The organism is Paenibacillus sp. FSL R5-0527 (assembly GCF_038008055.1).
In the GTDB taxonomy this organism is placed as follows: Bacteria; Bacillota; Bacilli; order Paenibacillales; family Paenibacillaceae; genus Fontibacillus; species Fontibacillus macerans.
Genome location: NZ_JBBOYI010000001.1, coordinates 1,692,793 through 1,719,188, shown reverse-complemented (window position 1 = coordinate 1,719,188; position 26,396 = coordinate 1,692,793). Strand labels below are relative to the sequence as shown.

Below are 26,396 nucleotides of genomic sequence, written 5' to 3'. Positions count from 1 at the left end.
TTGTCCCCGGCTGCAGAGCAAACGCGGACCAGGACCAGGCCAGAGGCCTGACGGCAAGCCAATTAGCCCTGCTCCGCTTCCTTGGCCCCGGCCTCGGCCTTGCGGCGTCCTCCCAGCCCGTTGAACAGCAGGTTCATGACGATCGCCGTGACGCTGCCCGCCACGATGCCGTTATCCGCCAAAATGCGCAAGTAGGCCGGCAGCCGGTCAAAAATATCCGGCTGCACCGTCACGCCCAGCCCCATGCCGACGGAGCAGGCGATGATCAGCAGATTTTCGTGCCGGTTCAGATCGACCTGATCTCCCAGCATCCGGATGCCCGAGGAAAGCACGAGTCCGAACAGCGCGATCATCGCCCCGCCGAGCACCGAGGTCGGCACAAGCTGCGTCAGCGCGGCGATTTTGGGTACGAAGCCGATCAGGATCAGCAGCCCGCCGGCGACCACGATCACGTCGCGGGTTTTGACCCGGCTCATTTGGACAAGGCCGACGTTTTGCGAATACGTGGTGTACGGGAACGAGTTGAAGATCCCGCCCAGGATGATCGCCAGCCCTTCGGCCCGGTAGCCGCGCGTCAGATCCTTTGATGTGATGTCTTTGTCCACGATTTTGCCGAGCGCCATAAACACCCCGGTCGATTCGGCCACGCTGACGATCGCCACCAGAATCATCGTCAAAATCGCCGACGCGTGGAAGGTCGGTTTGCCGAAATAAAAAGGCTGGATCGCATGGAACCAACCGGCTTCCTTCAGCGGCGTCAGGTCCACTTTGCCGGCCAGCGCGGCCGCGAGCGTCCCGATGACCAAGCCCAGCAGGACGGAAATAGAACGCGGAAACCCTTTGGCGAAACGGTTCATCAGGATGACGAACAGCATCACCCCGAAGCCGAGCACTAGATTGAGCGGGCTGCCGAAGTCCGGGTTTTCGCCCGGGCTGCCGCCGCCCAGATCGGAAATGGCCACCGGAATCAAGGTGACCCCGATGATCGTTACAACCGAGCCGGTCACCACCGGCGGAAACAGGGCGATAAGCTTGCCGAACAAGCCGGCAAACAGGAAAACGAACACCCCCGAGGCAATGATTGCTCCGTAAATGGCGGAAACCCCCATCCCGTCCTGCAGGCCGATGGCGATCATCGGCGAAACCGCCTGAAAAGCGCAGCCCAGCATCACCGGGAGCCCGATGCCGAAGAAGCGGTTGCCCCATACCTGCAGCAGCGTCGCCACGCCGCAGGCGAGCAAATCGATCGCGATCAGATACGTAAGCTGCGCTTGCGTGAAATTGAGCGCGCCGCCGACGATCAGCGGCACGATGACCGCGCCGGCATACATCGCCAGCACATGCTGGATGCCCAGCGAAAATGTTTTAAGCGGATGCCTGTGCTGCTGAAAAATACGTTCTCGTTCCATATTGAACCGTTCCCCCCGAAATTCATTCATGCCTTAAATAATTGCAGCTGCGTTTTGTTTCCCCTATTAATTAGGCTCTTCAACAAAGGTAACCACGCCGTCTTCCAGCGCAGCAACCCGGACCAGCGAATCGACGCGGTATCCCGCTTCCTCCAGGAGGCGGGCCCCCGGCTGAAACGATTTTTCGATGACGATGCCGATGCCGGCGACGGACGCCCCAACCTGCTCAACGATGCGGGCAAGGCCGAAGGCGGCTTCGCCGTTGGCCAGGAAGTCGTCGATGATCAGCACCCTGTCGCTCGGGGACAGAAATTTTTTGGACACCGTAATTTCATTCGTCTCCCGCTTCGTAAACGAGTACACTTTCTCCACGAGAATGTCGTCCTTCAGCGTCAGCGATTTATGCTTTCTCGCAAAGATCATCGGAACCTTCAGTTCCAGCGCCGTCATGATCGCCGGGGCGATGCCCGAGGATTCGATCGTCAGCACCTTGGTGATCCTTTCTCCGGCAAAACGCCGGGCGAACTCTCCCCCAATCTCCCGCATCAGCTCCGGGTCCATTTGGTGGTTCAGGAAGGAATCGACTTTGAGCACCTGATTGCTCAGCACGATGCCTTCGGTCATAACCTTCTCCTTAAGCAGCTTCATTGCAAACCTTCCCCCTTCAATTTTCGTTCCTGCAAAAAACAAAAAGCCCATTTTCCACAATCGGAAAATGGACTACGCGCAGGTAAGCCGCTCTAAATTTCAACTTAACGCCGCAAGCCTTCGGATCTGCTTGAACAGCCGCTTGGCCCGCTTAACCCCTGGGACGCGAAAAGACGCGAAAAATAGAGCTCCTCCCGTAGTCCGATCATTTCCGGTGATCAGGTAGAAACATGCAGGCCAATCCCCGCACTTATACGAGAAAAACATCGAACCTCTTTTAAGCAATGTCAGAAGTATAACGCAAATCGCCCAGGGAAATAAAGAGGGATTTCGTCCCTTTATTGAATATTTTGTAGAAATTCAGCCCCGGCCCCTTGCCGGGACCGAAAAAACCGGCTTATAACAGCTTATATCGGCCGGAATTCGCGCGGCATGAGGTTGGTCAGCAGCGATCTTAACTCGCCGTCTTCCTTGTAGCTTTTCTCTCCCGTATCGAGGCGGCGCACCCGGATTCTGCTGTAATCCGCGCCAGAGTCGGTCGGCTCAAAGACCAGGTTTTCCCGATCCGTCAGCCGCAGCTTATACCCCATTTCCTCGAACATTTGCAAAAAATCCGCTTCCGTCGGCAGCTTGCCTTCGTCCAAAAAGATAAGCCCCCTTAATTCCTTCGGTCCCTCGCTATGCATGACTTCAAAATGGACGATGCATTCCATGCAAATTCACGCTCCCTAATCTCTTACGGTCGATGCGTATAGCATCCCCCGCGTTTTCGGCGGGCATCCGCGCCAAGCGGGGAGTTAACCCGCGGTTTCCGTGCCTGAAAACGGCGCCGCCGCCTAATTATTACTACGTACCATCTCTCCGGTCGGCAGGAAGCGTTTGTGACATTCCGGTGAAATTATCCAGTGCCCCTAAATCACCTGCGCCAAATTTCCCGCGTACCCGCAAGCCCGCGCACCCGCGAACCTAAACCTGCTCCGAACCGCAATGCGGGCACCACTTGGTGCCTTTGACGAGCATAGACCCGCAGATTTGGCATTTGACGGTTGCGATCGTGATGCCCGGCGAAGGCTTCTCTTCATCAGGCTGCTCCGCTTTTTGCGTCCATGAGCGGATTCGCCGGTCAAGCTCCTCCTGCCGTTTGCGTTCCCGTTCCAGACTGCGGAGCAGCCGCTCCTCCTCTTCGGGATCGGCCGGTTCGCGGACCGCCTCGCTGTCCCTCTTCTCCGCGGATTCGATCAAATTGGCCGAAAACAGCAGCTGTTCCAGGTCGATGGTTCTCTTCGTTTCCTTCCCCGGCGGTTCCGGGCTGGCGGCAATTCGGGTATCCTCCGCCGTCGGCGCCGCCGCCCTTACCGGCTCGATCAAATCCTCCGGAATGACCGCTTTTTTCCGTTTGACCAGCTTATGTCCGCAATACTGGCAGAAAACAGCGTCCTCGGACACCGCCCGCCCGCACGCTCCGCACAAACGCTCGTTTTTTAGCTCGGCGACTTTCGCCCGGATCTCGTCCCGCTCCTCGGCCAGCAAGTCGCAGGTTTTGGCCAGATCAAGCATCTCCTTCTCGGCGTAGGACATGTCTTTTTTACGGTAGCCTTCGTAAAAAATTTCCCCCATCTTTTGGTAATACAAACCGAGTTCCCGTTCGATATTTGAAATTTGCGTGTTAAGTTTTCCGATTTCAACGACGTTTTGCGCGCGATCGGTCACCTTTCCCGCGCCATCTTTTAATCGCTGTAAAAAATTCATGATGATTCCTCCCCGCGAAATATTCATTATCATACCAGATTTTTCACCCCGGTGAAAACTGTCCTCAGGCTTATGACGCGGTATTTGACCGTTTTGTTGCTCTGTTGAATACGCTTTCTTTTTGATTCGGGAGGGCGTTCACGGTACAATTAAAGGGAAAACCTGAACTTGATTAGGAGTAGATAGCCTTGAGCGTATTAGATACGAATTCCGATGACAGCGTGCTGAAGCAACTGGATTTAAGGGAGCTGTACCAGTGGGAGATCGGCGAGGATGAGCTGCGCAAGCTGGAGGAATGGAAGAAGCTGCCCTTCCTGTACGAGCTTGCCCTGGATGAGCTGGGGAACAAAATCAAGCTGATCCAAACGGAGTGGAAAATCCACAACGGGTACAGCCCGATCGAGCATATCAAATCCCGGATCAAAGAGCCGAAAAGCATTCTTCAAAAGCTTGAACGTAAAGGCCTGGACTTAACCGTCGACAATATGGTGAACCAAATCCACGACATCGCCGGGATGCGGATCGTTTTTTCCTTCGCGCGCGACATTTACAGCCTGCTGGATCACCTGAAGCACCGGGAAGACATCACCGTCCTGGAGGTCAAGGATTACATTGAAAATCCCAAGCCCAACGGCTACCAGAGCCTGCACGTCATCGTCGCCGTACCGCTGACCTTGTTCGAAGGCCAACGGTGGATGAAGGTGGAAATCCAGATGCGTACCCTGGCGATGGATTTCTGGGCGAGCATGGAGCATATTTTGTACTACAAATACGACAAACAGGTACCGCCGCACGTCGTGCGCGAGCTTTCCGAAGCGGCCAAGGCCGCCGACGCCCTGGACAAAAAAATGCACGGCCTGCGCAAAGAAATCATGGGCGTATCCGAAGCCGCTTTGCCGGAGTAGGCACGCCGCGGGGCAGGCGGATGCGCCGGGTGCAGGCGAGTGCGCCGGGTGCAGGTGAGTGCGCCGGATGCAGGCGAGTGTGCCGGGTGTAGGCGAGTGCGCCGGGTGCAGGTGAGTGCGCCGGATGCAGGCGAGTGTGCCGGGTGTAGGCGAGTGCGCCGGGTACGGCACGTACGGCGGGTGCGGCGTGTGCTAGGAAATCATGGGATCTAAGCCGCTTTACCGGAGTAGGTACGTCACGGGGCGAGCGGATGCGCGGGTTGCGGCGGGTGGAGGCGAGTGCGGCGGATGCGGACGTGGCGAGCCGGTGGTGCCAGCTCTGTGCGGAGCGGAGGATAACCGTAAAAAGTACAACTATTTTCGATGATCTGCCCGCTCTCTCCAAAATAATTGCAAAAAGCGCAAATATTTACTCCTCAAACTCTACCTTCTTTCCAGACACCGATTAAAACTGCACTTTTTACATCTATTAAGCATTCTCCAACCTTTACCGGCCAAAGTACCTGTAATTTTTGCAGCTATTTCGGCCGGTTTGTCATTTTGCCGCGTCTTTTTTCTAAATAAATGTATACCCGACTTTTGTTGCATCCGGCGTTTTCGGCAATCTGCCGAGCGTGCCCGGACGGCATCAGAACGCTTTATTTTGCCGTGCTTAGCTTTTCAATCGCTTGCTGTTCGGACGGCATAAAAAAGAGATCATTCCCGCTGTTGGATTCATAGATGAAGTCCCGCAGGCTTTTACTGGCATATCCCGAAAAATCCCCAACGATGGCAACCTTCGCCTGATAATTGATGAACTTCTGAACAATCTCGCCCGCCAGGCGGGTCTTTAGGTCAAAAAAGCTTTCATTTATCAGGGATTGATCCATCACAATCCGATCGCAGCCAGTTTCATATCGTACGGTGGCCATAAGATCCAGTGCCGACTGAACGTCATGTATAACCACTTCGTTGCTGCTTACGACAGCGATATCGCGTCCGTTAGCTTCCACCTTTTTGATTTGCACAGCAACCCTCCTCCTTTTCGGACTTTCTTATTTTTTAGCGATAAACCTTTGAATATAATCATGACAAATTAAGCGATTATCTTCACCGTTCGGGGTCGGAATTTCAGTGACCCTAAAAAAGCTTAGACCTACAACCATGGCAAGCAGCCCATAAGCAGCGCCGGCCGCATCCAGGGCTGAAAGATGCCCCGATTCATGACCGCGTTCAAAAATCCGGGCAATTCCCCCGCAGGTCAGCCGTATAGCTTTTCGGCAAAATTTCCTGCAGACGGGGGGTCCATCGCCGCTTTCGAAAAAAACTGCACAAACAGCCTGGCCTGATCGTCATGGGGGAGATGCATCTGACCGCCCCGTCAATCGCCGAGACATTGATTTTCCTTTGCCCCTTATCAAGAGGCTGCAACGGCGGCAAAATGTATTTTAATGTAATGTTTAACATTTCATGGGCGTTCATGGAGCCGTCGATTTCCGCTTGGATTTTGACGCCATAGTAGGCCAGAAACACCTTAAACGCTTCGATCGTCAGATGATCCTTGTTTTTATAGTAGTATGTGACAACCCCCTTTGAGCAGTTTGCGTCCTCTGCAACCTTATCCAGCGTAAGTCCATCCATTCCGTGCTTGCTGATGCAGGTCAACGTGGCATTGATGACGTCCGCGCGGCGCTTTGGCTCCATTCCTAATTTGAACATCTTTTCACCTGTTTCTTTTTTATACTGACTAGTCGGAATAAATAAAAGATAGATTACCGACTGTCGGCTGCTAGTACTGCCAACCGTCGGCCTGCAAAATAACGGCACTTTATGTACTTATTATCCGCAGCCAGGCATGTTCATCTCAATTAGGGACAATTTTGGCCCTTATTTTCCTAGGAATGGTCAAAAACGAAGGCATTTCCTGGGGATTCGAGAAAATAGCGCCATAAATCGCCTCTATTTCTCTCAAATAGACGAATATTGCTGGAATAAGGACATTTTTTGTCCTTAACTGGGGGGACTGAACAACCGCAGCTTCATCGCAGTCAGCGATGCACTTTGCCGCGGCGGTACCGGCGGCTTTTCACTGGCCGGGCGCGGGTGGCACGTCAGTGCTGGCTGCGGGCGGGCGCGTCAGTGTGGGCCGGGCGGCGCATCAGCGCGGCCTGCCGCGCAGCGGCGCGCCGAGCCGCTCGGCCCGCTGCCGCACCTGGGCGGCTACGAGCGCCAGCCCCTGGGCCGCGCCGGGCACGCCAGGCAGCAGCGCCGCCCACGGCGCCGGGTCCGGGCCGCCCGGCGGCTCGCCGGCCGCGTCCGGGCGGCCCAGTTCCACGCCGATGTCGTGGAACTCCGGCCCCGGCTCGTGCAGCCGGCCCTGCTCCGCCGCTTCGGCGAGCCACTCGGCCAGGGCCGCGCCGCCGCCCGGCCCGGACGCCCGGCGCTCGCCTTCGCGCGGCCCGGCGGCCCGGCGCAGCGCCGCCTCGGGGTCCGGCAGCGGCGCGGCGGCCGCCCAGGCGTCCCACACGGCGGCGGCCAGCGTCTCGGCCGTCCAGCCGAGCGCCTTCAGGCGCAGCACGGCGTTGCGCGCCCAGGCCGCCTCGGCGGCGGAGACGGCCTCGGCCGCCCGGGCGCAGCCGGGCACGCCGCAGGCGCAGCGCACGCCGCCGCTGTCGCCGCTGCTGCCATCGCTACTGCCTCCGCCTTTGCCGCCGCTGCCACCATCGATACCGCTATCACCGCCGTTACCGCCACTATCGCCGCCATTACCGCCACTGCTGCTATCACTGCCGTCGCTGCCTCCGCTACTGTCACCTTCGCTGCCGCCTCCGCTACTTCCGCCGTCGCTGTCGCCATAGCTGCCACCGCCCCTGCCATCGCCCCTGCCACCGTTACCGCCACTATAGCCGCCATTACCGCTACTGCTGCTATCACTGCCGTCTCTGTCGCTACAGCTGTCGCCATAGCTGTCACCGCCCCTGCCACCGTTACCGCCACTATAGCCACCATCACCGCTACTACTGCTATCACTGCCGTCTCTGTCGCTACCGCTGCCGCCATAGCTGCCATCGCCCCTGCCGCCGTCCCGCCCCGCGGCTTCGCGCCAGGGCGGGCGCTCCGGCAGCAGCGCCGCGATTCCGGCGGCCCCGCGCTCCAGCAGCGCGGCCAGCTCGCGCGGCCGCTCCTGCAGCCGCCGCAGCAGGGCGCGGCCCGCCCGCTCCCGCTCCGCCGCCGGAGCCAAGGGCAGCGTCACCGCATGCTTCCTATCGATTTGGCAGACCAGCCCGTCTGCCGTAAGGCTCAGGGAGCATCCCCTCCCCTCCGCCAACGATCCCGTGCGGCTCATCCGATCCCTCCTTCCAGGATGCTGTCCGTCTGCAGCGCAATCAGGCTGCGCAGCTCGTCGTCGCTCATTTCCGTCAGCCACTGCTCGCCGGAGCCGACGACCTGCTCCGACAGCGCTTTTTTCCGCTCGATCAACTCATCGATCCGTTCCTCCAGCGTCCCCTGGCAAATCAGCTTATGCACTTCGACGTTTTTCTCCTGCCCGATCCGGAACACCCGGTCCGTGGCCTGGTTCTCCACCGCCGGATTCCACCAGCGGTCATAGTGGACGACATGGTTCGCCCGCGTCAGGTTCAGCCCTACTCCGCCGGCTTTCAGCGACAGCACGAACAGCGGCGAGCCGCCGCCCTCCTGAAACAGGCGCACCATCCGGTCCCGGTCCGCTTTCGCCACGCCGCCGTGCAGGAAAAACGGCCGTTCCCCGTAACGGTCGGCCAAAATCTCCTGCAGCAGCTCGCCCATCCGCACATATTGGGTAAAAATCAGCGCCGCTTCCCCGCTGTCCGTAATGATGTCCAGCAGGTCGCCGAGCCGCTCCAATTTGCCGGACCGCAGGGCCGGGTTGCCGGCGCGGGCTCTTTCCGCCACCAGGTCGGGATGATCGCAAATTTGCTTCAGCCGGGTCAGCGACGACAGCACCAGCCCCTTTCGGGCGATACCGTCCCGCCTGCCGATATTCGCCATCAGTTCCTCCGTTACCGAGCGATATAAACGGACTTGCTCCGCCGAAAGCGGGCAATAAGATTTCAGCTCGATTTTTTCCGGCAGATCCTTGCGGATATCCGGATCGCTTTTCAGACGGCGCAGCATAAACGGCGCGACCAATCGGCGCAGCTTTTGCAGCTCGCCGGTCTGTTCGCCGGCGCCGGCCTGGTAACGCGCGCGAAAAGACGCATGGGATCCCAAATAACCGGGATTGAGGAAATGAAAGATCGACCACAATTCGCTGAGCCGGTTTTCCACCGGCGTTCCGGTCATGGCGATCCGATGGACGGCGCTCAGCTTCATTACGCTTTGGGCCTGCTTGGTGCCGAAATTTTTGATGTACTGGGCTTCATCCAACACCACCGTGCCCCACTCCAGCGCCCGCAGCTCCCCGGCGTCCCGGCCGGCAAGCTGATAGGTGGTCAGGATCACGTCGCAGCCGCGGCACGCCGCAACGAACCGCTCCCCGTGGCAGCGGCCGCTGCCGTGGTGGACGTACAATCTGAGCTTTGGGGCGAACCGGCTTAATTCGCGCTGCCAGTTCCCGAGCAGGGACGTCGGGCAAACGATCAGCGATTGACCGCCCCCTCGGCTGGCATTGTCCAGCAGCACGCTGATGACCTGCACGGTTTTGCCAAGCCCCATATCGTCGGCAAGCAGGGCGCCGAACCCCAGCTCCCGCATCGCGGCGAGCCACTGGTAGCCCCGCTCCTGATACGGCCGCAGCGTGCCGTTAAGCCCGGGGGGAACCGGCCGGAGGTGTCCGGCGCCGCGGGCCAAGCCCCCTTCGATGAGCATGGACAGCATTCCCGCCGTCTCGATGCTCTCGACTTCCACGCCCTCAAACAGCGCTTCCCCGGCGCCGCTCGAAAGGTGCATCAATTCGCGGAACGTCAGCGCGCCGTTTTCATGGCGTTTCATAAATTTCAGAACCTGGCGGATTTCCTTGTTGTCAATCTCGATCCATTCACCCCGAAAAAAAACGAGCGGTGTTTTCGCCGCAGCCAGCTCGGCCAGCTCTTCCCGCGAAATTTCCCGGCCGTCCAGCACCGCCGCCGCCTCAAACGCGACCAGTTGCTCAACGCCCATTCGGGGCTTTTCCTGGGCGCTGTCTCCAGGCATGCCCGCCCAGCCCCGGGCTTTGAGGCGGACGCCGGAAGTACGGCGGCCTTCCCGGGTCCAGCGCGAGGGCATCTGCACCGTGACCCCGGTTTTGCGAAGGGTTGCCACTGATTTGCTTAGGAATGAAAACACCTGCTCCGGCTCCAGCAGCAAGCCTTCCGGCCGTGGCCCCTCAAGCGCGGCGGCGATCTCCGGGGACGCCTCCGCCGCTTTGGCCAGCCGCAGCAGCACATGTTCCTGAACATTCCGGTAGAGCCGGCCGCGAATCTCCATATCCCGCTGCGGATAACTCCAAATGAGCCGCAGCGGCAGAAGGACTTCGGCATCCTCGGCCCCTTCGGCCCAAAACGTAAGCCGCCACTGCGGACGGTCCGGATCCCCGTCTTCCGTCCCTGGCCCGTGTTCCCCCGCCGGTTCGATGCGCAGGCACAAGCGGAAGCTCCCCGTCTCCGGCGCGCCGGCTTCCCGCTCGGGGGACTTTGGCCGGCCGCCTCCGGCCTCCGCGATCTCCTCCGTCAACTGCTCCAGCTCCGCCGCGCTTCCCTGAACGTCCGCAGGTTGTCCGCCGCTGAGCAGTCCGTTCCACCACAGCTCGGCCAGTGGCGAATAGCCCCTGCGGTAATCCGCGCGGCTCGGATTCAGTTTCCGGCCAAGCTCACCGGCCGCGGCCCTGGTCTCATGATCGATCATCGCCATCAGAAAAGATTGCAGCACCGACATTTGCCGGTCGAGGAGCGGACCGTCTTCTTCGGCGGCGCCGGTTTGCACCGCGGCCAGGCAGACGGGAGGCATGGAGCCGGCCAGCTGGCGGAACCGCTTCGCATCCCGCTCCGCCGTGAGCAGCGGCCCCCAGGCCGGACGCAGCTGGGCCTGGGCGCCGCGGCGCCGGCCGGCGGCCGGCACCGGCCTGCTTCCGGGCGCGATCCGTCCCCGCCATAGCAGCTCCAGCGCAAACTGCGCCGCCTTGCTCCAATAACCCATCTCCGCCCCGGGCTTGATCCCCTCTCCTTCCCAGTCGGTCTTCTCCCAGCCCAGCAGAAGCCGCCAGGCCTCCGGGACGGGCAGCGCCAGACCTTCAAGCGTGCGGCCGATCAGGCTTTTACGCTCTCCGGACTTAAACGATTTGCGGACGGAGGAAACCGGAAAGCGGACCTCCGCCAGGCGCAGCGCGGCATGCCCGAACGGGCGGACGCCCGGCTCCGGCTCCACGCGCCTCATCACCGAGGTCCATGCATCCACCTTAGCTTCAGATATTTCACCGGAGAAGCAGAACAGAACGTCCCCCAGCCATATTCCATATAGACGTTGATTCATGATGGTCTCCCGTCAATTTCCTGTTTCCAGCCAATTTTTTCTACTACCATCTTATACGAAAACCGGGTTATATAAAACCTGAAGCCGCCATAAGGAGATTCGCTTCTCCTCCGGCGGCTTCAGGCAAGGCGGATACGAACCCGCATATGGCCGGGCTCCCTCGGCTTGCTGTTTTATTTTACGGCGATGACTTCGATTTCGACGAGGCCGTCCTTGGGCAAGCGGGCCACCTCGACGGCGCTGCGCGCCGGATACGGTTCGGCGAAAAACGATCCGTACACCTCGTTTACTTGGGCAAAATCGTTCATGTCTTTCAGGAACACGGTCGTTTTTACGACTTTGTCCAGCCCGCTGCCGGCCGCTTCCAGCACGGCTTTGACGTTGCGCAGCGCCTGCGCGGTCTGCGCCTGGACGCCTTCCGCGAATTGTCCGGTTTCCGGCACAAGGCCCAACTGGCCCGAAGTAAAGACCAGATCGCCCAGCCCGACCCCTTGCGAATACGGCCCGATCGCTCCAGGGGCAGAAGTTGTTGAAATCACTTGTTTGTCCATTTATATCCATCCCTTTCTCAAGTTGAATTACCCGTTTGCATCTATCCGCGCAATCAATAATTCAACTTCTATACTTTCATCTATTGTAGCGATGTTCATCTGCCTTGGGCAAGACTTGTCTCCATTCTTTGTGTCTCCGCCGGCTGCAGGGGCAGATAAAGGGCGAACACACTGCCTTCCCCTTCGGCGCTCTTCATGCGCAGAAATCCTCCGAGCAGGCGGGCCAGGTTGCTGCTGATCGGCAGGCCGAGTCCCGTCCCGCCGTATCTGCGGCTGATCGATCCGTCCGCCTGCCGGAACGATTCGAACACGGCCGATTGCTTATCCTTCGGAACGCCGATCCCGGTGTCGGTTACGGCAAACACGAGCCATTCCCCTTGCTGGACTTCGCCTAGCGCGGCCCGCCGGATGTTGAGCGTCACTTTTCCTTGATGCGTAAACTTAAAAGCGTTGGAGAGCAGGTTCCGCAAAATTTGCGCGATCCGGTGAGGATCGGAAACGATCGTTTCCGGCAGCCCTTCTTCCACCCGCACCTCATAGTCCAGCTTTTTCTGCGAGGCCATAAGTTCAAAATGAACCCGCATCCAGTCCGCCACTTCCGTCAGCACCACTTCCTCGTCCATGATTTCGAGCCGTCCTGCCTCCACTTTGGACAAGTCGAGGATGTCGTTGATAATTTGCAGCAGGTCGTGGCCCGATTTGTAGATGATTCGTCCATACTCCGGCAGTTCGTCCCCGGCGTCCTCGCTTTCGGCGATGATTTGCGCCAGATTGATGATGCTGTTCAGCGGCGTCCGCAGCTCATGCGACATCGTCGCTAAAAATTCAGATTTATAGCCGTTGGCGAGCGTCAACTGCTTGGCCCGGTCCTCCAGCCCGATTTTCGCTTTATGCAGCTCATCCGTCTGCTTTCGCAGCAGCTCGTTGGCGTGCTTCAACTCCAAATTTTGCCGATGTCCCATCTGAAAATCGCGGAGAATCAAGGCAAATACAAAACTAAAGAGCACGGCGAGCGGGAGCATGATCGGCATAATTTTAAACAGATAGGTATGTATAGGGGTAACCCCGAAAAGTATAGTGTTCAAACAATTTATGCCGTTAACGGTCAGGATCGTGACAATCCCCATAAAGGCAAAGCTTTGCTTGGCGCGGTTAAACCAAATTCGCAGGCCGGCGCAAACCGCTCCGAGCACCGTCAAGTTCACAAGCCCGAAGAGCGCGGCGTCGCTTACGCCAAACGATAAGCGCACCAAGCCGATCCCGAGCCCGATCGTCAGCAGGGTAAGCGGGTGCGGATAAACCAGCGTCGCAATGATCAGCGGAACGATCCTGAGGTCGAAAATGATCCGGTCATCCAGAGAGAATCCTAATTTGATGCAAATCCAGCCCGCCGAAATCATCACCAGAACGGACAGAACGTAATTGACGCGCGGCGAAAGATTCCTGAATACATATTTGTGCATCACATTGGCCAAATAAGCGACCGCAATCAGCATTCCCAAATTGATCAGAAGCGTGTTCCCTAGGCTCATAGGCTTCCCACCTCCGTCGGTTCAATGGTATGTATAAGCGATTATCCGGGAGTGTCCTTCTCCATTCCGTTCCGGTAAGCATTTACAAACAGCTCGGCATAATGCGGATCCCACTGGCTTCCCCGGCCCTGCTCGAGGATTTCGAGCGCCTGGGCGGGCTCCAAGCCTTTGCGGTAAGGGCGGTCCGAGGTCATCGCATCAAAAGCGTCCGCCACCGCGATAATCCGCCCAAACAGCGGGATATCTTCCCCGGCAAGCCCGTCCGGATAGCCTTTGCCGTCATACCGCTCGTGATGCGATCTTACCCCAGGCAAAAAAGGAGCCATGGCATCCGCCGGCTCGATCTGCTTCAGGATGGCTTCGCCAAGCACCGGGTGCTGTTTGATCTGCTCCCATTCTTCATCCGTCAGCCGGCCCTCCTTCAGCAGCACGGCGTCGCGAATGCCGATTTTGCCGATGTCGTGCAGAAGCGCCGCCTTGCGCAGCTCGTCGATGCGCTCCTCCGGCAATTCGGCCAGCCGGCCGATTTTCACCGCGTATTCGGCCACCCGCAAGGAATGCCCGGCCGTATACGGATCGCGGGCGTCCAAAGCGGCGGCCAAGGTGGCAAAATAGCTGTCGACCAGCTGGCTGTTGCGCGCCGCCTCGGACCTAAGCCCCCGCAGCATATGATTAAACCCGGACACGAGCCGGGAAAACTCATCGGAATACAAATCCGCGGCCTCCGAGCGGAGATCCCCCGTTTTTACTTCGGCCATGCGCTCATACAGATGCTGGATCGGCAGCATGATTTCCCGCGCCATCAGCCTGGAGCCAATGAAGGCGAAGCCGAGGCCGACCGCCAGGATATATCCCGCCCACTGCCAGTATGCGTAAGCGCCGTACCCCCAGTCCTGAAGCCGGAACTGGACGGAGAGATTGTACAGCAGCAGCGGGGAGGCGCCGATCAGAAAAAAACTCCATTTTAACTTTCGCGATACGGGAACGAATACCCTTCCGCCCAGCGTCAATTCCCTGCCGAACAATTTGCGGCTCCAGGCGCTAAGCTCCTTCAAAACCGGGCGCACCGCATAGGAGGTCAAATAAAACTCGATCAGTGCGTGCATGCCGCAGACGAGAACGCAGCCCAGGGAGGCGAGCAGCACATAATAGGAAGGAATCGTGATCCGGCCGGCGGCCGTAAGCTCCAGCGACAACACAGCCCCGGGCACGACCAGGCCGAGCAAATGCGGCCCGAGAATGCGTTTTACGGCCAGGGAAGGCATCCGGTGCACTCTGATATAAACGTTTTGCAGAACCTGAAAACTCCCGATCTCCTCGAGAAAGGCGCTTCTGACCGGTTTAAGCTGCAGATAAAAGACGGTGCCTTCCAGCAGGAGCATGACGCAGACCGATACGCAAAGCACCCCTGCAAGCCAGATGTACTCATCCCGGGAAACATCCAGCGGCGCAGCGAAAATCAAGCTCGCAATCGCAATGCCCGCCAGAAAGGAGCCGGCCGCATAATTAAGCATGAGACGACGAATAAAAGTTCTGTATACCGTCACGGCGTGTTCCGCCTTCCATTCGCAAATTGTCGGGTAACGCCCGCTTCCTGTATTATCGGCATGAACCGGATCGCATTTCAGATAATATCTGGAACTTTTTGTTTAAAACTCCTTTCTTTTTGTATCTGTATATTCTAGGACCCCAAACGCACGAACGGATCAAACGTCACTTTGGCAATTTAAAAATAAATATTTCAAATTATTGAAAATTGCTCTTAAACCTGCGAAGCCTTGCATGATGGCACATACGCCATTTTGCAAGGTTATTTTATGTCACAATGTACGTGATTTTTTTCACATTAACCTATTTTTTTATATGCTAAAATGCCTTCGAACAAAGGTTATAAGACTCCTTTAGGCCTAGTCCGATCGGCTATCCGGCGGGCTTCCAACCCTATTCGTTATTAAAATGTCTTCACATTTTAATATATAACATCTTTTAAATGGAGGGTTCTATCATGAAAAAAGCATCACTCTTACTCAGCAGCGCTCTTGTACTAGGGCTGTTGGCAGGCTGCGGCTCCGGCGCCCCGGCGGGGAACGGCAGTGCGAAACCTGCGGACACCGCCCCGGCAACGGCGGAAAACGGCGCGAACGCCAACGGCTCCGCGGCTTCGTCCGAACAAGGCCAACATCAGGATGGCGTCTATTACGCGATCGGCGAGGTCGATCCGGACTCCGGCTGGCAATCGTACGTGACTTTGACCGTGTCCGGCGGCAAAATCACCGACGCGAAATGGAACGCGATCAGCGAAAAGGCTCCGGTCGACAAAGTGACTTATTCCAAAGAAGGCAAATACGGCATGAAAGCCGGCGGCGCTTCCTCCGAATGGCATGAACAAGCTGAAAAGGCGGAGCAATTCCTGCTCGAAAAACAGGATCCCAAAGCGGCCGCTTTGAACGATGAAGGCAAAACCGACGCGATTTCCGGCGTTTCCATTCATGTGAGCGACTTCTTTAACCTCGCGGATAAAGCGCTCGCCGCCGGACCGGTGGAACCGGGCATCTACAAAGACGGCACCTACCACGCCGAAGGCGACGCGTTCGATCCGCATTCCGGCTGGAAGGAGACCGCGGACGTCGTGGTGGCCGCAGGCAAAATCATTAAAGTCAACTTCAGCGGCGTCAACGACAAAGGCGAAGACAAGAAACAAAACTCGATCGACGGCAAATACGGCATGAAAGCCGGCGGCGCCCAAGCGGAATGGCACGAAGAAGCCGCCAAAGCGGAAGCGTATCTCGTGGAAAAACAGGACCCGGCTTCCCTTACTTTTAATGAAGAAGGCAAAACCGACGCGATTTCCGGCGTATCGATCAGCTTGAAATCCTATTTCGATCTGGTTGCCAAGGCACTTGAACAAGCGAAATAACTACTACCAACCTATACGAGAAGGTGAACCTCTTGAAAAAGATAGTCGTTTTGGGCGGCGGTTACGGCGGTGTCGTCACTTCCAAGCATCTGGCCAAACTGTTCAAGAAAGACAAGGACGTGCAAATCCAGCTCATCGACCGAAACCCCTATCACACGCTGCTGACCGAATTGCATGAGGTCGCGGCCAACCGGGCTCCGGAGGACTCGGTCAAAATCGAGCTCAAGAAGATTTTTGCCGGGCAAAAGGTGGACGTGGTTCTCGATTCCATCGACAACATCGATTTTGGCGCCAAGAAGCTGCGTTCGGCGAAAAATACGTACAGCTACGATTACCTCGTGATCGGCACGGGCTGTAAACCGACGTTTTTCGGAATTCCGGGCGCGGAGGAGCATGCCTTGACCTTATGGTCCTACGAGGATGCCGTGCGGCTTAAAGAGCAAGTTCGCCGCATGTTCAGCGAAGCGGCCAAAGTGACCGATCCGGTCAAACGGCGGAAGATGCTTACCTTCGTCGTTGTCGGGGCCGGGTTTACCGGGGTCGAGCTGGTCGGCGAACTGGCGGAGTTCCGCGACGAGCTGTGCAAGGAATTTTACATCGACGCGGGCGAAGTCCGGCTTGTCGTGGCGGATATGGCGCCGAAGATTTTGCCGATCCTGCCCGACAAGCTCATTCAGAAAGCGGCCAAACGCCTTCATAAAATGAACGTGGAGATCATCACGAGCGCGAAAATCACCGGCGTAACGCCAGCCAGCGTACAGCTTGGAGACCGCGGCGAGCTTGAAGCCGACACGATCGTGTGGACGGCCGGCGTCGAAGGCTCCGAACTCGTCGGCAAGCTCGACGTGAAGCAGGAAGGCCGCAAGCGGATTGTCACCAATGACAAGCTGCAAAGCATCGACCACGAAGATGTGTACGTCGTCGGCGACAACATTTTTTACATTCCGGAGGGAGAAACCCGCCCGGTGCCGCAAATGGTGGAAAACGCCGAGCAGGCCGGCCCGCTGATTGCGCATAACATTTACGCGGACGTCCACGGCAAACCGAAGAAGTCCTACAAGCCGGGATTCCACGGGACGATGGTGTGCATCGGCAGCCGCTACGGTGTGGCGAATGTCGGCCTGCCGAATAAAATGTTTATGTTAAGCGGCTTTATGGCCATGCTCAGCAAGCACATGATCAATATGTATTATCTGTTCACCGTGGCCGGCTTTGCGAAAGTCTGGACTTATATGATGCATGAATTTTTCCATGTGAACAACCGCAGAAGTTTCGTCGGCGGCCATTTCGCCAAACGTTCGCCGAACTTCTGGCTGCTGCCGCTGCGCCTTTTCGTCGGGTACAAATGGCTGGAAGAAGGTCTCGACAAGCTGCCGAAAATTATGAAGGAACCTTCGAAAATCTTCCTGATTCCGGCTCCACCGCAAGCCAGCGACGTTGTATCCGCGGCCAGCGAAGCCGCCGGCAAGGTTACGGAAACGGTTGACGCCCAAGCTGCGGCATCGGCCGTAGAGAGCGCTTCGACCGCTGTCACGGCGCTGCCTGTTCCGGGATTTATCAAATCCATCGTCAACTGGTTTATGGACGTGTTCTTCTATACGTCCGACGGCGGATATACGGCGTTGGCCACCGTGTTCCAGTTCTTCATGGTATTCATGGAAATCGCGCTTGGCGTTATGATTATCGTTGGCCTCTTCACCGCGATCGCTTCGGCGGCCACCGTCGCCCTCGGCGTCATGATCTGGTCCTCCAGCATGGCTTCCGCGGAAATGCTGTGGTACATGACGGCCGGCATCGCCCTGATCGGCGGTTCGGGCAGCGCGTTTGGTCTGGATTACTACGTTCTGCCTTGGCTCAAGAAACAGTGGAAGAAAATCCCGCTGGTACGAAGATGGTATTTGTACACCGAATAGCAACCATAGCAAGTGACAACCAGCAATTCACCCCCTTGACGAATAATCCGGAGTAATGGGCGCATAAGCCGCGCATTACTCCCCTTTTTCTATTATTGCCGAGTCAGTGGCCCTTGTTCCCTGCAAGCTTACCGCATACCAAGGAGTGTGTCCTTATGAAACCTGTACTCTTCCAAGACGCTTGTCGTTTATTGCAAGGCGAATTATCGCCCGAGGCCGGCATTCATCCCGATATAACGGCAGAAGAAGTCGAACCGTTGGCGAACCTCCTGGAACAATACGATATTCCTAGGGTGCGCCAGCGCCGTTTGTTGACCATTTACATCGCAATCAAGCTCGCCCTTCAGCGCCACAGCCGGTGCGATCATGCGGCTGCCGGCGAAGAGTTGACCCGTTTGGTGCTGGACGGCGACTATCTATACAGTTTTTACGTAGGTTTATGCCTCAAGTGGGAGGAATACGATCTCCTGTCCCATCTGGCCCCCATCATCAAACAAATTCAAATCAAACGCGCGGAAGGACGCGCCGAAGACGAACGGCTGCTTAAGGGCTGGGAGCTGTTCCTGCAGCTGGACTTGAACCGGACCACGACCGGCCGGGCGATTTAGAATTACATTGCGGTTTAGCCTTGAGAATACGAGTTCACGGGAAACGACAACAAGGAGGGGCTTTCCATGAAACTTCATGAGGCGCTTGACATTTCTTTAAAAGCGGTAGACCGGGAAATCGAAAATATGGTCAAATTTGACCGGGACATTCCCCGCGCCTCGCAGCTTGCCAAAAGCATCATCGAACTTATCCGCTCCGGCGGCAAGCGTGTCCGCCCGCTGATGGTCATCGTCGGCAGCCGCTTCGGCCCCGCCCCGGATGAGCAAAAAATTTGGCGTTTGGCCGCGGCCGCCGAGTTTATCCACGCCGCCTCCCTGATTCACGACGACATCATCGACGATTCCCCGGTCCGCCGCGGGCAGAAGGCGATGCATATAAAGCTGGGCGTGAGCGGCGCGCTGCATGTGGGCAACTACATGTCGGCCAGGGTAATCGAGCTGATCTCCGTTTACTCGGCGGACCGGGACAAATACGCGTACAATTTGTCTTCCCTGGCTACGACGCAGTTATGCCTGGGCGAATATCAGCAGTTGGCTCATCTTTACGATTACGGCGTGACGATCGAGCAGTATTTGGAAAAGTCGAAAAACAAAACCGCGCAGCTAATGGCCACCTGCTTGCAGACCGGTGCCCAGGCATCCGGGGCGGACTCAGAAACGGCCGAGCTGCTGTACGCCTTTGGGGAGAAGCTCGGCATGTCGTTTCAAATCCGCGACGATGTGCTCGATTTCACCCAATCGGCGGAGCAGCTCGGCAAGCCGGCCGGCAGCGACCTGCGTAGCGGCCAGATCACCCTGCCCGTGCTGTTTGCGCTGCAGGACGAACGGCTCGCCCCCCGCATCCGGGCGATCACGGCGGCAAGCCCAGCCGCCGAAGTCGAAGCTGTCGTCGCGGCCATCCAGGCGAGCGGCGCGCTGGAGCAAACCGAACGCCTGAGCAGCCGCTACTTAGACGAGGCACGGGAAATCATCGGCCGCCTGGCCCGCTACCCGGCGCATCGCGATCTCCAGGCCTTGCTCGACTATTTTGGCGGCCGGGATCAATAGGCGCGAGGCGGCTGGTTATGAAAACCGCCTGACAGCCCCTTTTAACGGCTCTAACTTCGACTTTGGATCGACTTGAGGGAATGTTGTATGGGGGGTCACCCGCCGTTAAAGTCGTGTTCTTATCTATTCCCTCTTCGGTTCTACTCCGAGAGCCCTTCCCCTTTTTTCAGAGTTGAAGCACTGAGTACTTCGGCTCTAGCGTCAACAATGTAGAGGCGCCACGATCCAGCGGGGTCAGTGTATCTACCTTTTGCACCGTAGCCGTTTCGAGCAGTGTCACAAATCGATACCAGGTGAGGGGGCTAAAGGGACTGTTTAAAGGGTTCGTGTCTTGATGTTCCTTCCTGCTGCCTGCCTTTGCACGATTATTCCTTTCGTTCAGGGAGCAGGGGGTGGGGCTAAAGCAAGTCATGGGTTCCAAAAAAAGAGTAGAAAAAAACAAAAAAGATAAGGAAAAAATGAGGCGGTTCAGGTGAGATTTTCGGCTTGATAAGGGAACGCATGTTTGGTATAATGAAATAAATGGAACCTATGTTCCTATATTTTTAATTCGGGGGCGAGCGGATATGGAAGTCAATACGGGAACGGAACTTCAACCATTCAGTAGCCGTTTTAACTGCGAGCTGGACTGCATGGAGGCGCTAATCGCGATGAAATGGCCAAGCGGCTTTGTCTGCCCGCGCTGCGCTTACACCCGGTGCAGCCGTCTGGCCTCCCGGCATATCCCCTTGTTCGAGTGCGGAAAGTGCAAGCATCAAACATCGCCTTTGGTCGGCACGATTTTTGAAGGAACGCATCTGCCCCTGGTGAAGTGGTTCCAGGCGCTGGAGTTGTTCCTGCTCCCTGACGGCATCTCGGCGATGCGGCTGCGCCAGGTGATCCGGGTCGCCTACAAGACCGCGTGGTCGATGCTGCAAAAAATACGTCATGCCGTGGGGGAGTTCGATGCCCGGGAGCTGCTCTCCGGAGACGTGAAGGTGAACAGCGATCAGTATGGGCGTAATCCGTCCCGGTGTCAGCTTTCGCATCCGTACGCCTCGGCGGTCGTAGCCGGCTGCACGGTAACGGAGTCGGGCGAGCCGGAGCAGGTCAAAATCCGCCTGGTGCCGCATAAGCGGGGAAGCGAAGAAAGGGCCAACCGTCACGATCTAACCGCGTTTATTAGCGGGCATGTGGATGTCCATACATCGGCGGTACAATTGTTCCCTCTGGCCTTTCGGCTGTATACGCCCTTGCGGAGAGTGGTGAGGGAGGCGTGGGAATCGCTGAAGAGTACGTATGGAGCCTTGGGACTGAAGCATCTGCAGGCGTACCTGAACGAATACACCGGACGCCGCCGGCTGCGCCTGCCCGGAGGACTGCCCGGAGCGGAAGAAACGATGCGGCAGGAGTTGCTGCAGATGTGTGTGGCGATTCCGGCGCTCCCTTACCGCCGGCTGATCGCGCGCCAACCGAACCAGCCCCTTGCGGCTGCGGCCTGATCGTGGTGCTTGAAAATATGGGGGGAGTTTGATGCGGATCAACTTAATGGGTAGGGGTTAGCATGAACTGTGCGGGCGTTGCTGCAGACGGAAGGGTTCAGGCTACAGCATAATCACGGTCTTTTCGTTTCCCTCGCGCCTTGTCCTTGATCTCTTGTCTTGATCTCTTGTCTTGATCTCTTGTCCGGTCTGTTTCATCCCTCTAAATCTGATTTCTTCCCCCATGTCCGTCTAAATTATCTCGAACCTATCTGCTTCTCCACCCAATATTTTCTTCTCCCGAGCTCGTCTTTCTCTCTGCTACCTGATTAAACGGGATAATCGTGCAAAGTCTCCGGACAGGGAGTGTTGATCTGCCGCCCCCCCACTTCCCTAACCTCAAGCTTTCCAAGTTGAGTTATAAATTCCAGAATCTCAAAAAAACCGTCCCGAGACTTTCGTTGCAGTCTTGAGACGGTTTTTGATCGACGATACAGATCAAGATAAAAGACAGCTCTTATTGGAAATATCCAATAGAATCCGCTGCAAGTCGCCTGTTATGCTCCACACCAATTACACACCAATTGCAAACCATTTACACGCCACCTGGCGGCAGCGCCCGGTCCTTACTCCAGACGCTCTCCATTCGAGGCGATTACCTGCTTATACCAGTGGAAACTTTGCTTGCGGGAGCGGGCCAGCGTGCCCCGGCCTTCGTTGTCTTTATCGACGTAGATAAAGCCGTAGCGCTTCTTCATCTCGCCGGTTCCGGCGCTGACCAGGTCGATGCAGCCCCAAGGGGTATAGCCGATGAGGTCCACCCCGTCGGCGATCGCTTCCTTCATCGCCTTGATGTGCTCGCGCAGGTATTCGATCCGGTAATCGTCGTGAATCGAGCCGTCTTCCGCCACTGTATCGGCCGCGCCAAGGCCATTTTCCACCACCATCAGCGGAATTTCGTAACGGTTGTAGATGTTGTTCAACGACCAGCGCAAGCCGGTCGGGTCAATTTGCCAATCCCAGGCGCTGGCTTGCAGGTAGGGATTTTTGAGCCCCAGCGATAAATTTCCGCCCACCTGCTCATGCTCCGGGTCGGCGCTAACGCAAACCGAGGAGTAGTAGCTGAAAGTGTAGAAATCGACGCGGCCCGCTTTTAAAATCTCCTCGTCCCCATCCTCCATCACGATCTCGATGTTGTTTTCCCGAAAATACCGCTTCGCGAACCCGGGGTAGGCCCCCCGCACCTGCACGTCCGAGCACAGGAAGTTGCTGAGGTTATCCTTTTGCTGGGCCAGCAGGATATCGTCAGGGTGGCATGTCCGCGGATAGGAGCACATATAGGCGATCATGCAGCCGACCTTGAAATCCTTATTGATGTCATGGGCCAGCTTCACGGCTTTAGCACTGGCGACAAACTGATGGTGCAGCGCCTGATACAAGAGCCGCTGATCCGTTTTGGCCCCATGCCCAAGCTCGGCCCCCTCCTCCGGCATAATGGCGCCGGCGATAAAGGAACCGAACGGCATGGTCAGGATATTGATTTCATTAAAGGTCAGCCAATACTTGACTACGTCTTTATACCGGTTAAAAATCACTTCGCAATACTTCACGTAAAAATCAATCAGTTTGCGGTTCGTCCATCCGTTGTATTGCTGGGCCAGATGCAGCGGGGCCTCGTAATGGGATATCGTCACCAAAGGCTCGATCCCGTGTTTCTTCAGCTCCACGAACACCCGGTCATAAAACCGCAGGCCCTCTTCGTTGGGCTCGGCGTCGTCGCCGTGCGGGAAAATCCGCGACCAGGCGATCGACATGCGGAACACCTTAAAGCCCATTTCGGCGAACAACTTGATATCATCCTCATAACGGTGATAAAAATCGATCGCTTCGTGGCTGGGATAATAGGCGTCCGGCTCCAGTACCGGCGTAATCCGCCGCGGCGTCATATGGGTGCCGGCGGTGATTACGTCGGCCGTGCTCAGCCCCTTGCCTCCTTCGTTGTATCCGCCTTCGATCTGGTTGGCCGCCGTAGCGCCTCCCCACAGAAAACCTTCCGGAAAAGCTATAGCCGTATTAGCCGTATATGCCATTCGTACGTTCCTCCCCAATTATTGAATTTCCCAATTTCCTTAAGACCGCCGCCTCAAATGACCACCGTCAGCAAATCGTCCTGATAATCGACCGCTTTCCGTTCCGTTTCGATGACATCCAAATAATCGCCCGTATTGGAAATGATCACAGGCGTGGTTATATCATATCCTTCCGCTTTGATCGCTTCGGCGTCAAACTCCATCAGCACCTGGCCTTTGCGGACCCGATCTCCTTGTTTGACTTTGGGAGCGAAATATTTGCCTTTCAGCTTTACGGTGTCCTTGCCCACATGGATCAGGATATCCACGCCGTGGTCGCTGGTGATTCCGATCGCGTGTCCCGACGAAAACAGCGAGGTCAGCACCCCGTCGGCCGGAGCGACGACATTGCCTTCGGCCGGTTCAATGGCGATCCCTTTGCCCATGGCCCCCGAAGAAAACGCCTCGTCCGCGATTTCCGACAGCGGTTTTACCGTTCCCTTGAGCGGACTGCCGATCGTCTCCTGCTTCACCAGCGTTTCGGTATTGCAGGCCTCTTTTGGCTTGGCATCATCCTCTTCGTCCTTGTAACCGCCGAAGAACATCAGCAGGAAGCCCAAAACGAAGCTGACGGCCATAGCGATGATGGCCCCATAAAATGCGGCATCCATGCCTTGCGGACCAATAAAGCTGGGAAGCATGAAAATACCCAGACCGCCCATGATATAGATTTGGCTGCCCATGGCGCCGAGAATAGCGCCGCCTGCCGCCGCCGCAATACAGCTTAAAATGAACGGCTTCTTCCGCGGCAAAGTAACCCCATAAATCGCCGGTTCCGTAACTCCGAAAATCCCTGAGATAAAAGCCGGGATTGTCAGCGATCTTAATTTCGCGCTTTTCGTTTTCAGCATAATGGCCAACACCACGCCGATCTGGGCAAACGAAGCACCAAACGTGCCGGCGAGAATCGGATCATGCTTCAGCACCGCCAGATTGTTGATGGCAATCGGCACAACTCCCCAATGCAGCCCGAAGATAACTAATATTTGCCAGAATGCACCCATCAACAAGCCTTCGATCACCGGGCTTAAGTTGTAAAGGAACAATGTGCCTTGCCCGAGCAGTTGGCCGGCCCAGGTCGAGAGCGGACCGATGATGATGAGCGACAGCGGAACAACTACCAGCAAGGTGAAGAAAGGAACCAGAAACGTTCTGACGACACTGGGGATAATCTTTCTAAACAGTTTTTCCAGCTTCGCTCCGACATACGTGGAAACGATGATCGGAATAACGGTTGACGAATAGGACATCAGGATAACCGGAATGCCCAGGAAAGTAATGTACACCGGCGACTCGAAGATCGTGCCGCTAAACAAGGTATACAGCGGCTTGCCCGACCCCATAATGCTGCTGAGCGTCGGATACACGAGTGAAGCCCCGATAGCCATGCCGATAAAAATGTTGGCGTTGAATTTTTTCGCCGCCGTATACCCGAGGAAAATCGGGAAGAAATAGAACAGACAATCGCCTATGGCGTTTAGAATCTGGTATGTTCCCGAAGTGGCCGTGAGCCAGCCCAGAGCCAAGAACAAGGCGTTGAACCCTTTGATCATCCCGGTGGCGGCCAAGACGCCCAGCGTCGGCTGAAACACTCCCGAGATGATGTCGATGAATCTGTTGAACAAGCTCATTTTTTCCCCGGACGGCTCCGCCGCCGCTTCCTGAAAGCCGCCGATTGCGGCCACATCCGCATATACTTCGGGTACGTGATTACCGATAACGACCTGGTATTGCCCGCCACTTTGGATGACTGTGACAATACCGTCCATCGCTTTTAACACTTCCGTGTTGGCCTTGCTCTCATCCTTCAACTTAAAACGCAACCGGGTTATACAGTGGGTCAGGCTGGCTACGTTTTCTTTGCCGCCTACGTTTTCGATAATGGCTTTCGCCAATGCTTCATATTTCATCGCTGCTCCTCCTTAATTATTTGCTAGTATTTATAAAAAAGGCGAAACCATACGGGCAGCTTTTCGCCGCCCCGTTTGGTTTCGCCTGCATGACCAGTAACGATCCGTTCCGGTTATTCGGTTTCTCTTTGCGTTACGCGATGCGTGTGAATCGTCAGGTACAGTTTTTCCTCGTCGGAAAGCGGCATGCCCAAATATTTCTCGATCTTTAGCACACAATCGTAAGCTTGCTTATACTTGGCTTTAACCTGCTTCAGCAAAAAATGATCCAGCGTCTCGACCTTTTCCCGTTTGTTTAAACGTTGGAAAAAATAGCGCAAATGCGTAATAAACCTTTCGTAGCTCACCGACTGCTCGTCAAGTTCGATATTGTACGAATATTTGATGATATTCAAAATATCGCGGATCTTCTGGGTATGACTGGCCACATCGGCCACTTGACGGCTCCCGCCGTTCGTTTGGGCGTTGATCAGATGGAGCGCGATATTGCCCGCCTCATCTTCGGGCAAGCGATTGCCCGTCACCTCCTCGATGAACTCCAGCGCTTTTTGCCCGACCTTGTATTCCTTCGGGTAATACTTCCGGATCTCCCAGATTAGCGGGTTGGCGTTGGCCAGCCCCCGGTCGTGCAGCCGGAACGCGTTGTAGATATGGTCCGTCAGGGCAACGTAGATAAAATCGCTTAGTTTGGTTTGCAGCATGTTTTTTCCGTACTCGATGATGTCGTAGCACAGCGATACGTATTCGGTGGGGATGTCGTCCATCAGCAGCTTGAATTTTTCGGAAGCTTCCGTCTGCTTAAGGATAAACACCTTCTCGATCAGCCCCTTATCCACTTCGTCTCCCGCGCTTTTCTTGAAAGCGATGCCCCGCCCCATCACGACGAATTCCTCGCGCTCCTCATCTCTGGCAATGATGGCGTTATTGTTGAATATTTTTTCGATGATCATCGAAAAATTGCCCCCTCCCCTTTTAAGCAAATGAGTTAAGCAACCAGTTTAACGCTGGGCGGAAAGCCTGTGCCGGGCGTAGCGGGAAACGGCGCATCAAATGTAAACGAATACATTACGAAATTCGTACATGCCGGGCAACAGTGGCCTGCCCCCAAGAAACGCAGCGATTGTCACTTGCTTCGCCGACTAAAACCAAAAAA

Annotated in this window: 19 protein-coding genes, 1 pseudogene and 1 riboswitch; of the genes and pseudogenes, 6 read left to right on the top strand and 14 right to left on the bottom strand. The window is 56.5% G+C overall.

Going from position 1 to position 26,396, the window contains the following annotated elements:
• Nucleotides 1-62 precede the first annotated feature (62 nt).
• From NYE69_RS07640 to NYE69_RS07625, 4 genes are all read right to left on the bottom strand, one after another.
• Nucleotides 63-1,409 (bottom strand): nucleobase:cation symporter-2 family protein, encoded by a 1,347-nt coding sequence (locus NYE69_RS07640; protein ID WP_340925639.1) that lies wholly within the window; start codon nucleotides 1,407-1,409, stop codon nucleotides 63-65.
• A 66-nt stretch (nucleotides 1,410-1,475) separates the two neighbouring features.
• Nucleotides 1,476-2,057, bottom strand: a complete 582-nt coding sequence (locus tag NYE69_RS07635; RefSeq protein ID WP_213511167.1) for a xanthine phosphoribosyltransferase — start codon at nucleotides 2,055-2,057, stop codon at nucleotides 1,476-1,478.
• Between the two features lie 177 nt (nucleotides 2,058-2,234).
• Nucleotides 2,235-2,335: riboswitch (purine riboswitch) on the bottom strand.
• Nucleotides 2,336-2,464: 129 nt separating this feature from the next.
• Complete coding sequence (locus tag NYE69_RS07630) at nucleotides 2,465-2,770, bottom strand: hypothetical protein (RefSeq protein ID WP_155621331.1); 306 nt, start codon at nucleotides 2,768-2,770, stop codon at nucleotides 2,465-2,467.
• Between the two features lie 253 nt (nucleotides 2,771-3,023).
• A complete protein-coding gene (locus NYE69_RS07625; protein ID WP_340925632.1) occupies nucleotides 3,024-3,806 on the bottom strand; it encodes a zinc ribbon domain-containing protein in 783 nt (260 codons plus the stop codon).
• Nucleotides 3,807-4,030: 224 nt separating this feature from the next.
• Here NYE69_RS07625 and NYE69_RS07620 point away from each other — a divergent pair, with 224 nt between their 5' ends.
• On the top strand, nucleotides 4,031-4,711 hold the full coding sequence (locus NYE69_RS07620; RefSeq protein ID WP_340930306.1) for a GTP pyrophosphokinase: 681 nt from the start codon (nucleotides 4,031-4,033) through the stop codon (nucleotides 4,709-4,711).
• A 638-nt stretch (nucleotides 4,712-5,349) separates the two neighbouring features.
• Here NYE69_RS07620 and NYE69_RS07615 read toward each other — a convergent pair.
• The 7 genes and pseudogenes from NYE69_RS07615 to NYE69_RS07585 form a co-directional block, all read right to left on the bottom strand.
• A complete protein-coding gene (locus NYE69_RS07615; protein ID WP_340925629.1) occupies nucleotides 5,350-5,718 on the bottom strand; it encodes a DUF4180 domain-containing protein in 369 nt (122 codons plus the stop codon).
• A 27-nt stretch (nucleotides 5,719-5,745) separates the two neighbouring features.
• Nucleotides 5,746-6,409: pseudogene (locus NYE69_RS07610) on the bottom strand (TetR/AcrR family transcriptional regulator).
• Between the two features lie 439 nt (nucleotides 6,410-6,848).
• Entirely contained in the window at nucleotides 6,849-8,036 is a 1,188-nt protein-coding gene (locus tag NYE69_RS07605) for a hypothetical protein (protein ID WP_340925627.1), read from the bottom strand.
• Nucleotides 8,033-11,176: a DEAD/DEAH box helicase gene (locus NYE69_RS07600; RefSeq protein WP_340925624.1), complete on the bottom strand. Its 3,144-nt coding sequence runs from the start codon at nucleotides 11,174-11,176 to the stop codon at nucleotides 8,033-8,035. The genes NYE69_RS07605 and NYE69_RS07600 overlap by 4 nt, the downstream gene beginning before the upstream one ends.
• A gap of 173 nt (nucleotides 11,177-11,349) precedes the next feature.
• Nucleotides 11,350-11,727: a RidA family protein gene (locus tag NYE69_RS07595; protein ID WP_340925621.1), complete on the bottom strand. Its 378-nt coding sequence runs from the start codon at nucleotides 11,725-11,727 to the stop codon at nucleotides 11,350-11,352.
• A gap of 95 nt (nucleotides 11,728-11,822) precedes the next feature.
• A complete protein-coding gene (locus tag NYE69_RS07590) occupies nucleotides 11,823-13,259 on the bottom strand; it encodes an ATP-binding protein (RefSeq protein ID WP_328273270.1) in 1,437 nt (478 codons plus the stop codon).
• Between the two features lie 41 nt (nucleotides 13,260-13,300).
• Nucleotides 13,301-14,806 (bottom strand): HD-GYP domain-containing protein, encoded by a 1,506-nt coding sequence (locus NYE69_RS07585; protein ID WP_340925615.1) that lies wholly within the window; start codon nucleotides 14,804-14,806, stop codon nucleotides 13,301-13,303.
• Between the two features lie 458 nt (nucleotides 14,807-15,264).
• On the opposite strand from NYE69_RS07585, the gene NYE69_RS07580 reads away from it, so the two are divergent.
• From NYE69_RS07580 to NYE69_RS07560, 5 genes are all read left to right on the top strand, one after another.
• Nucleotides 15,265-16,176, top strand: a complete 912-nt coding sequence (locus NYE69_RS07580; RefSeq protein ID WP_340925612.1) for an FMN-binding protein — start codon at nucleotides 15,265-15,267, stop codon at nucleotides 16,174-16,176.
• Nucleotides 16,177-16,208: 32 nt separating this feature from the next.
• Nucleotides 16,209-18,089 (top strand): FAD-dependent oxidoreductase, encoded by a 1,881-nt coding sequence (locus NYE69_RS07575; protein WP_340925611.1) that lies wholly within the window; start codon nucleotides 16,209-16,211, stop codon nucleotides 18,087-18,089.
• Nucleotides 18,090-18,244: 155 nt separating this feature from the next.
• Nucleotides 18,245-18,697, top strand: coding sequence for a hypothetical protein (locus NYE69_RS07570; RefSeq protein ID WP_340925607.1), 453 nt, complete (start codon nucleotides 18,245-18,247; stop codon nucleotides 18,695-18,697).
• Nucleotides 18,698-18,763: 66 nt separating this feature from the next.
• On the top strand, nucleotides 18,764-19,744 hold the full coding sequence (locus NYE69_RS07565; protein WP_340925605.1) for a polyprenyl synthetase family protein: 981 nt from the start codon (nucleotides 18,764-18,766) through the stop codon (nucleotides 19,742-19,744).
• A 566-nt stretch (nucleotides 19,745-20,310) separates the two neighbouring features.
• Nucleotides 20,311-21,225: an IS1595 family transposase gene (locus NYE69_RS07560; protein WP_340925603.1), complete on the top strand. Its 915-nt coding sequence runs from the start codon at nucleotides 20,311-20,313 to the stop codon at nucleotides 21,223-21,225.
• Nucleotides 21,226-21,830: 605 nt separating this feature from the next.
• Here NYE69_RS07560 and NYE69_RS07555 read toward each other — a convergent pair.
• From NYE69_RS07555 to licT, 3 genes are all read right to left on the bottom strand, one after another.
• Nucleotides 21,831-23,294, bottom strand: a complete 1,464-nt coding sequence (locus NYE69_RS07555) for a glycoside hydrolase family 1 protein (RefSeq protein ID WP_340925601.1) — start codon at nucleotides 23,292-23,294, stop codon at nucleotides 21,831-21,833.
• A 53-nt stretch (nucleotides 23,295-23,347) separates the two neighbouring features.
• A complete protein-coding gene (locus NYE69_RS07550) occupies nucleotides 23,348-25,243 on the bottom strand; it encodes a beta-glucoside-specific PTS transporter subunit IIABC (protein WP_340925598.1) in 1,896 nt (631 codons plus the stop codon).
• Between the two features lie 113 nt (nucleotides 25,244-25,356).
• The gene (licT, locus tag NYE69_RS07545) at nucleotides 25,357-26,193 is read right to left on the bottom strand and encodes a BglG family transcription antiterminator LicT (RefSeq protein ID WP_340925596.1); all 837 of its coding nucleotides are present in this window, start codon (nucleotides 26,191-26,193) and stop codon (nucleotides 25,357-25,359) included.
• Nucleotides 26,194-26,396 lie beyond the last annotated feature (203 nt).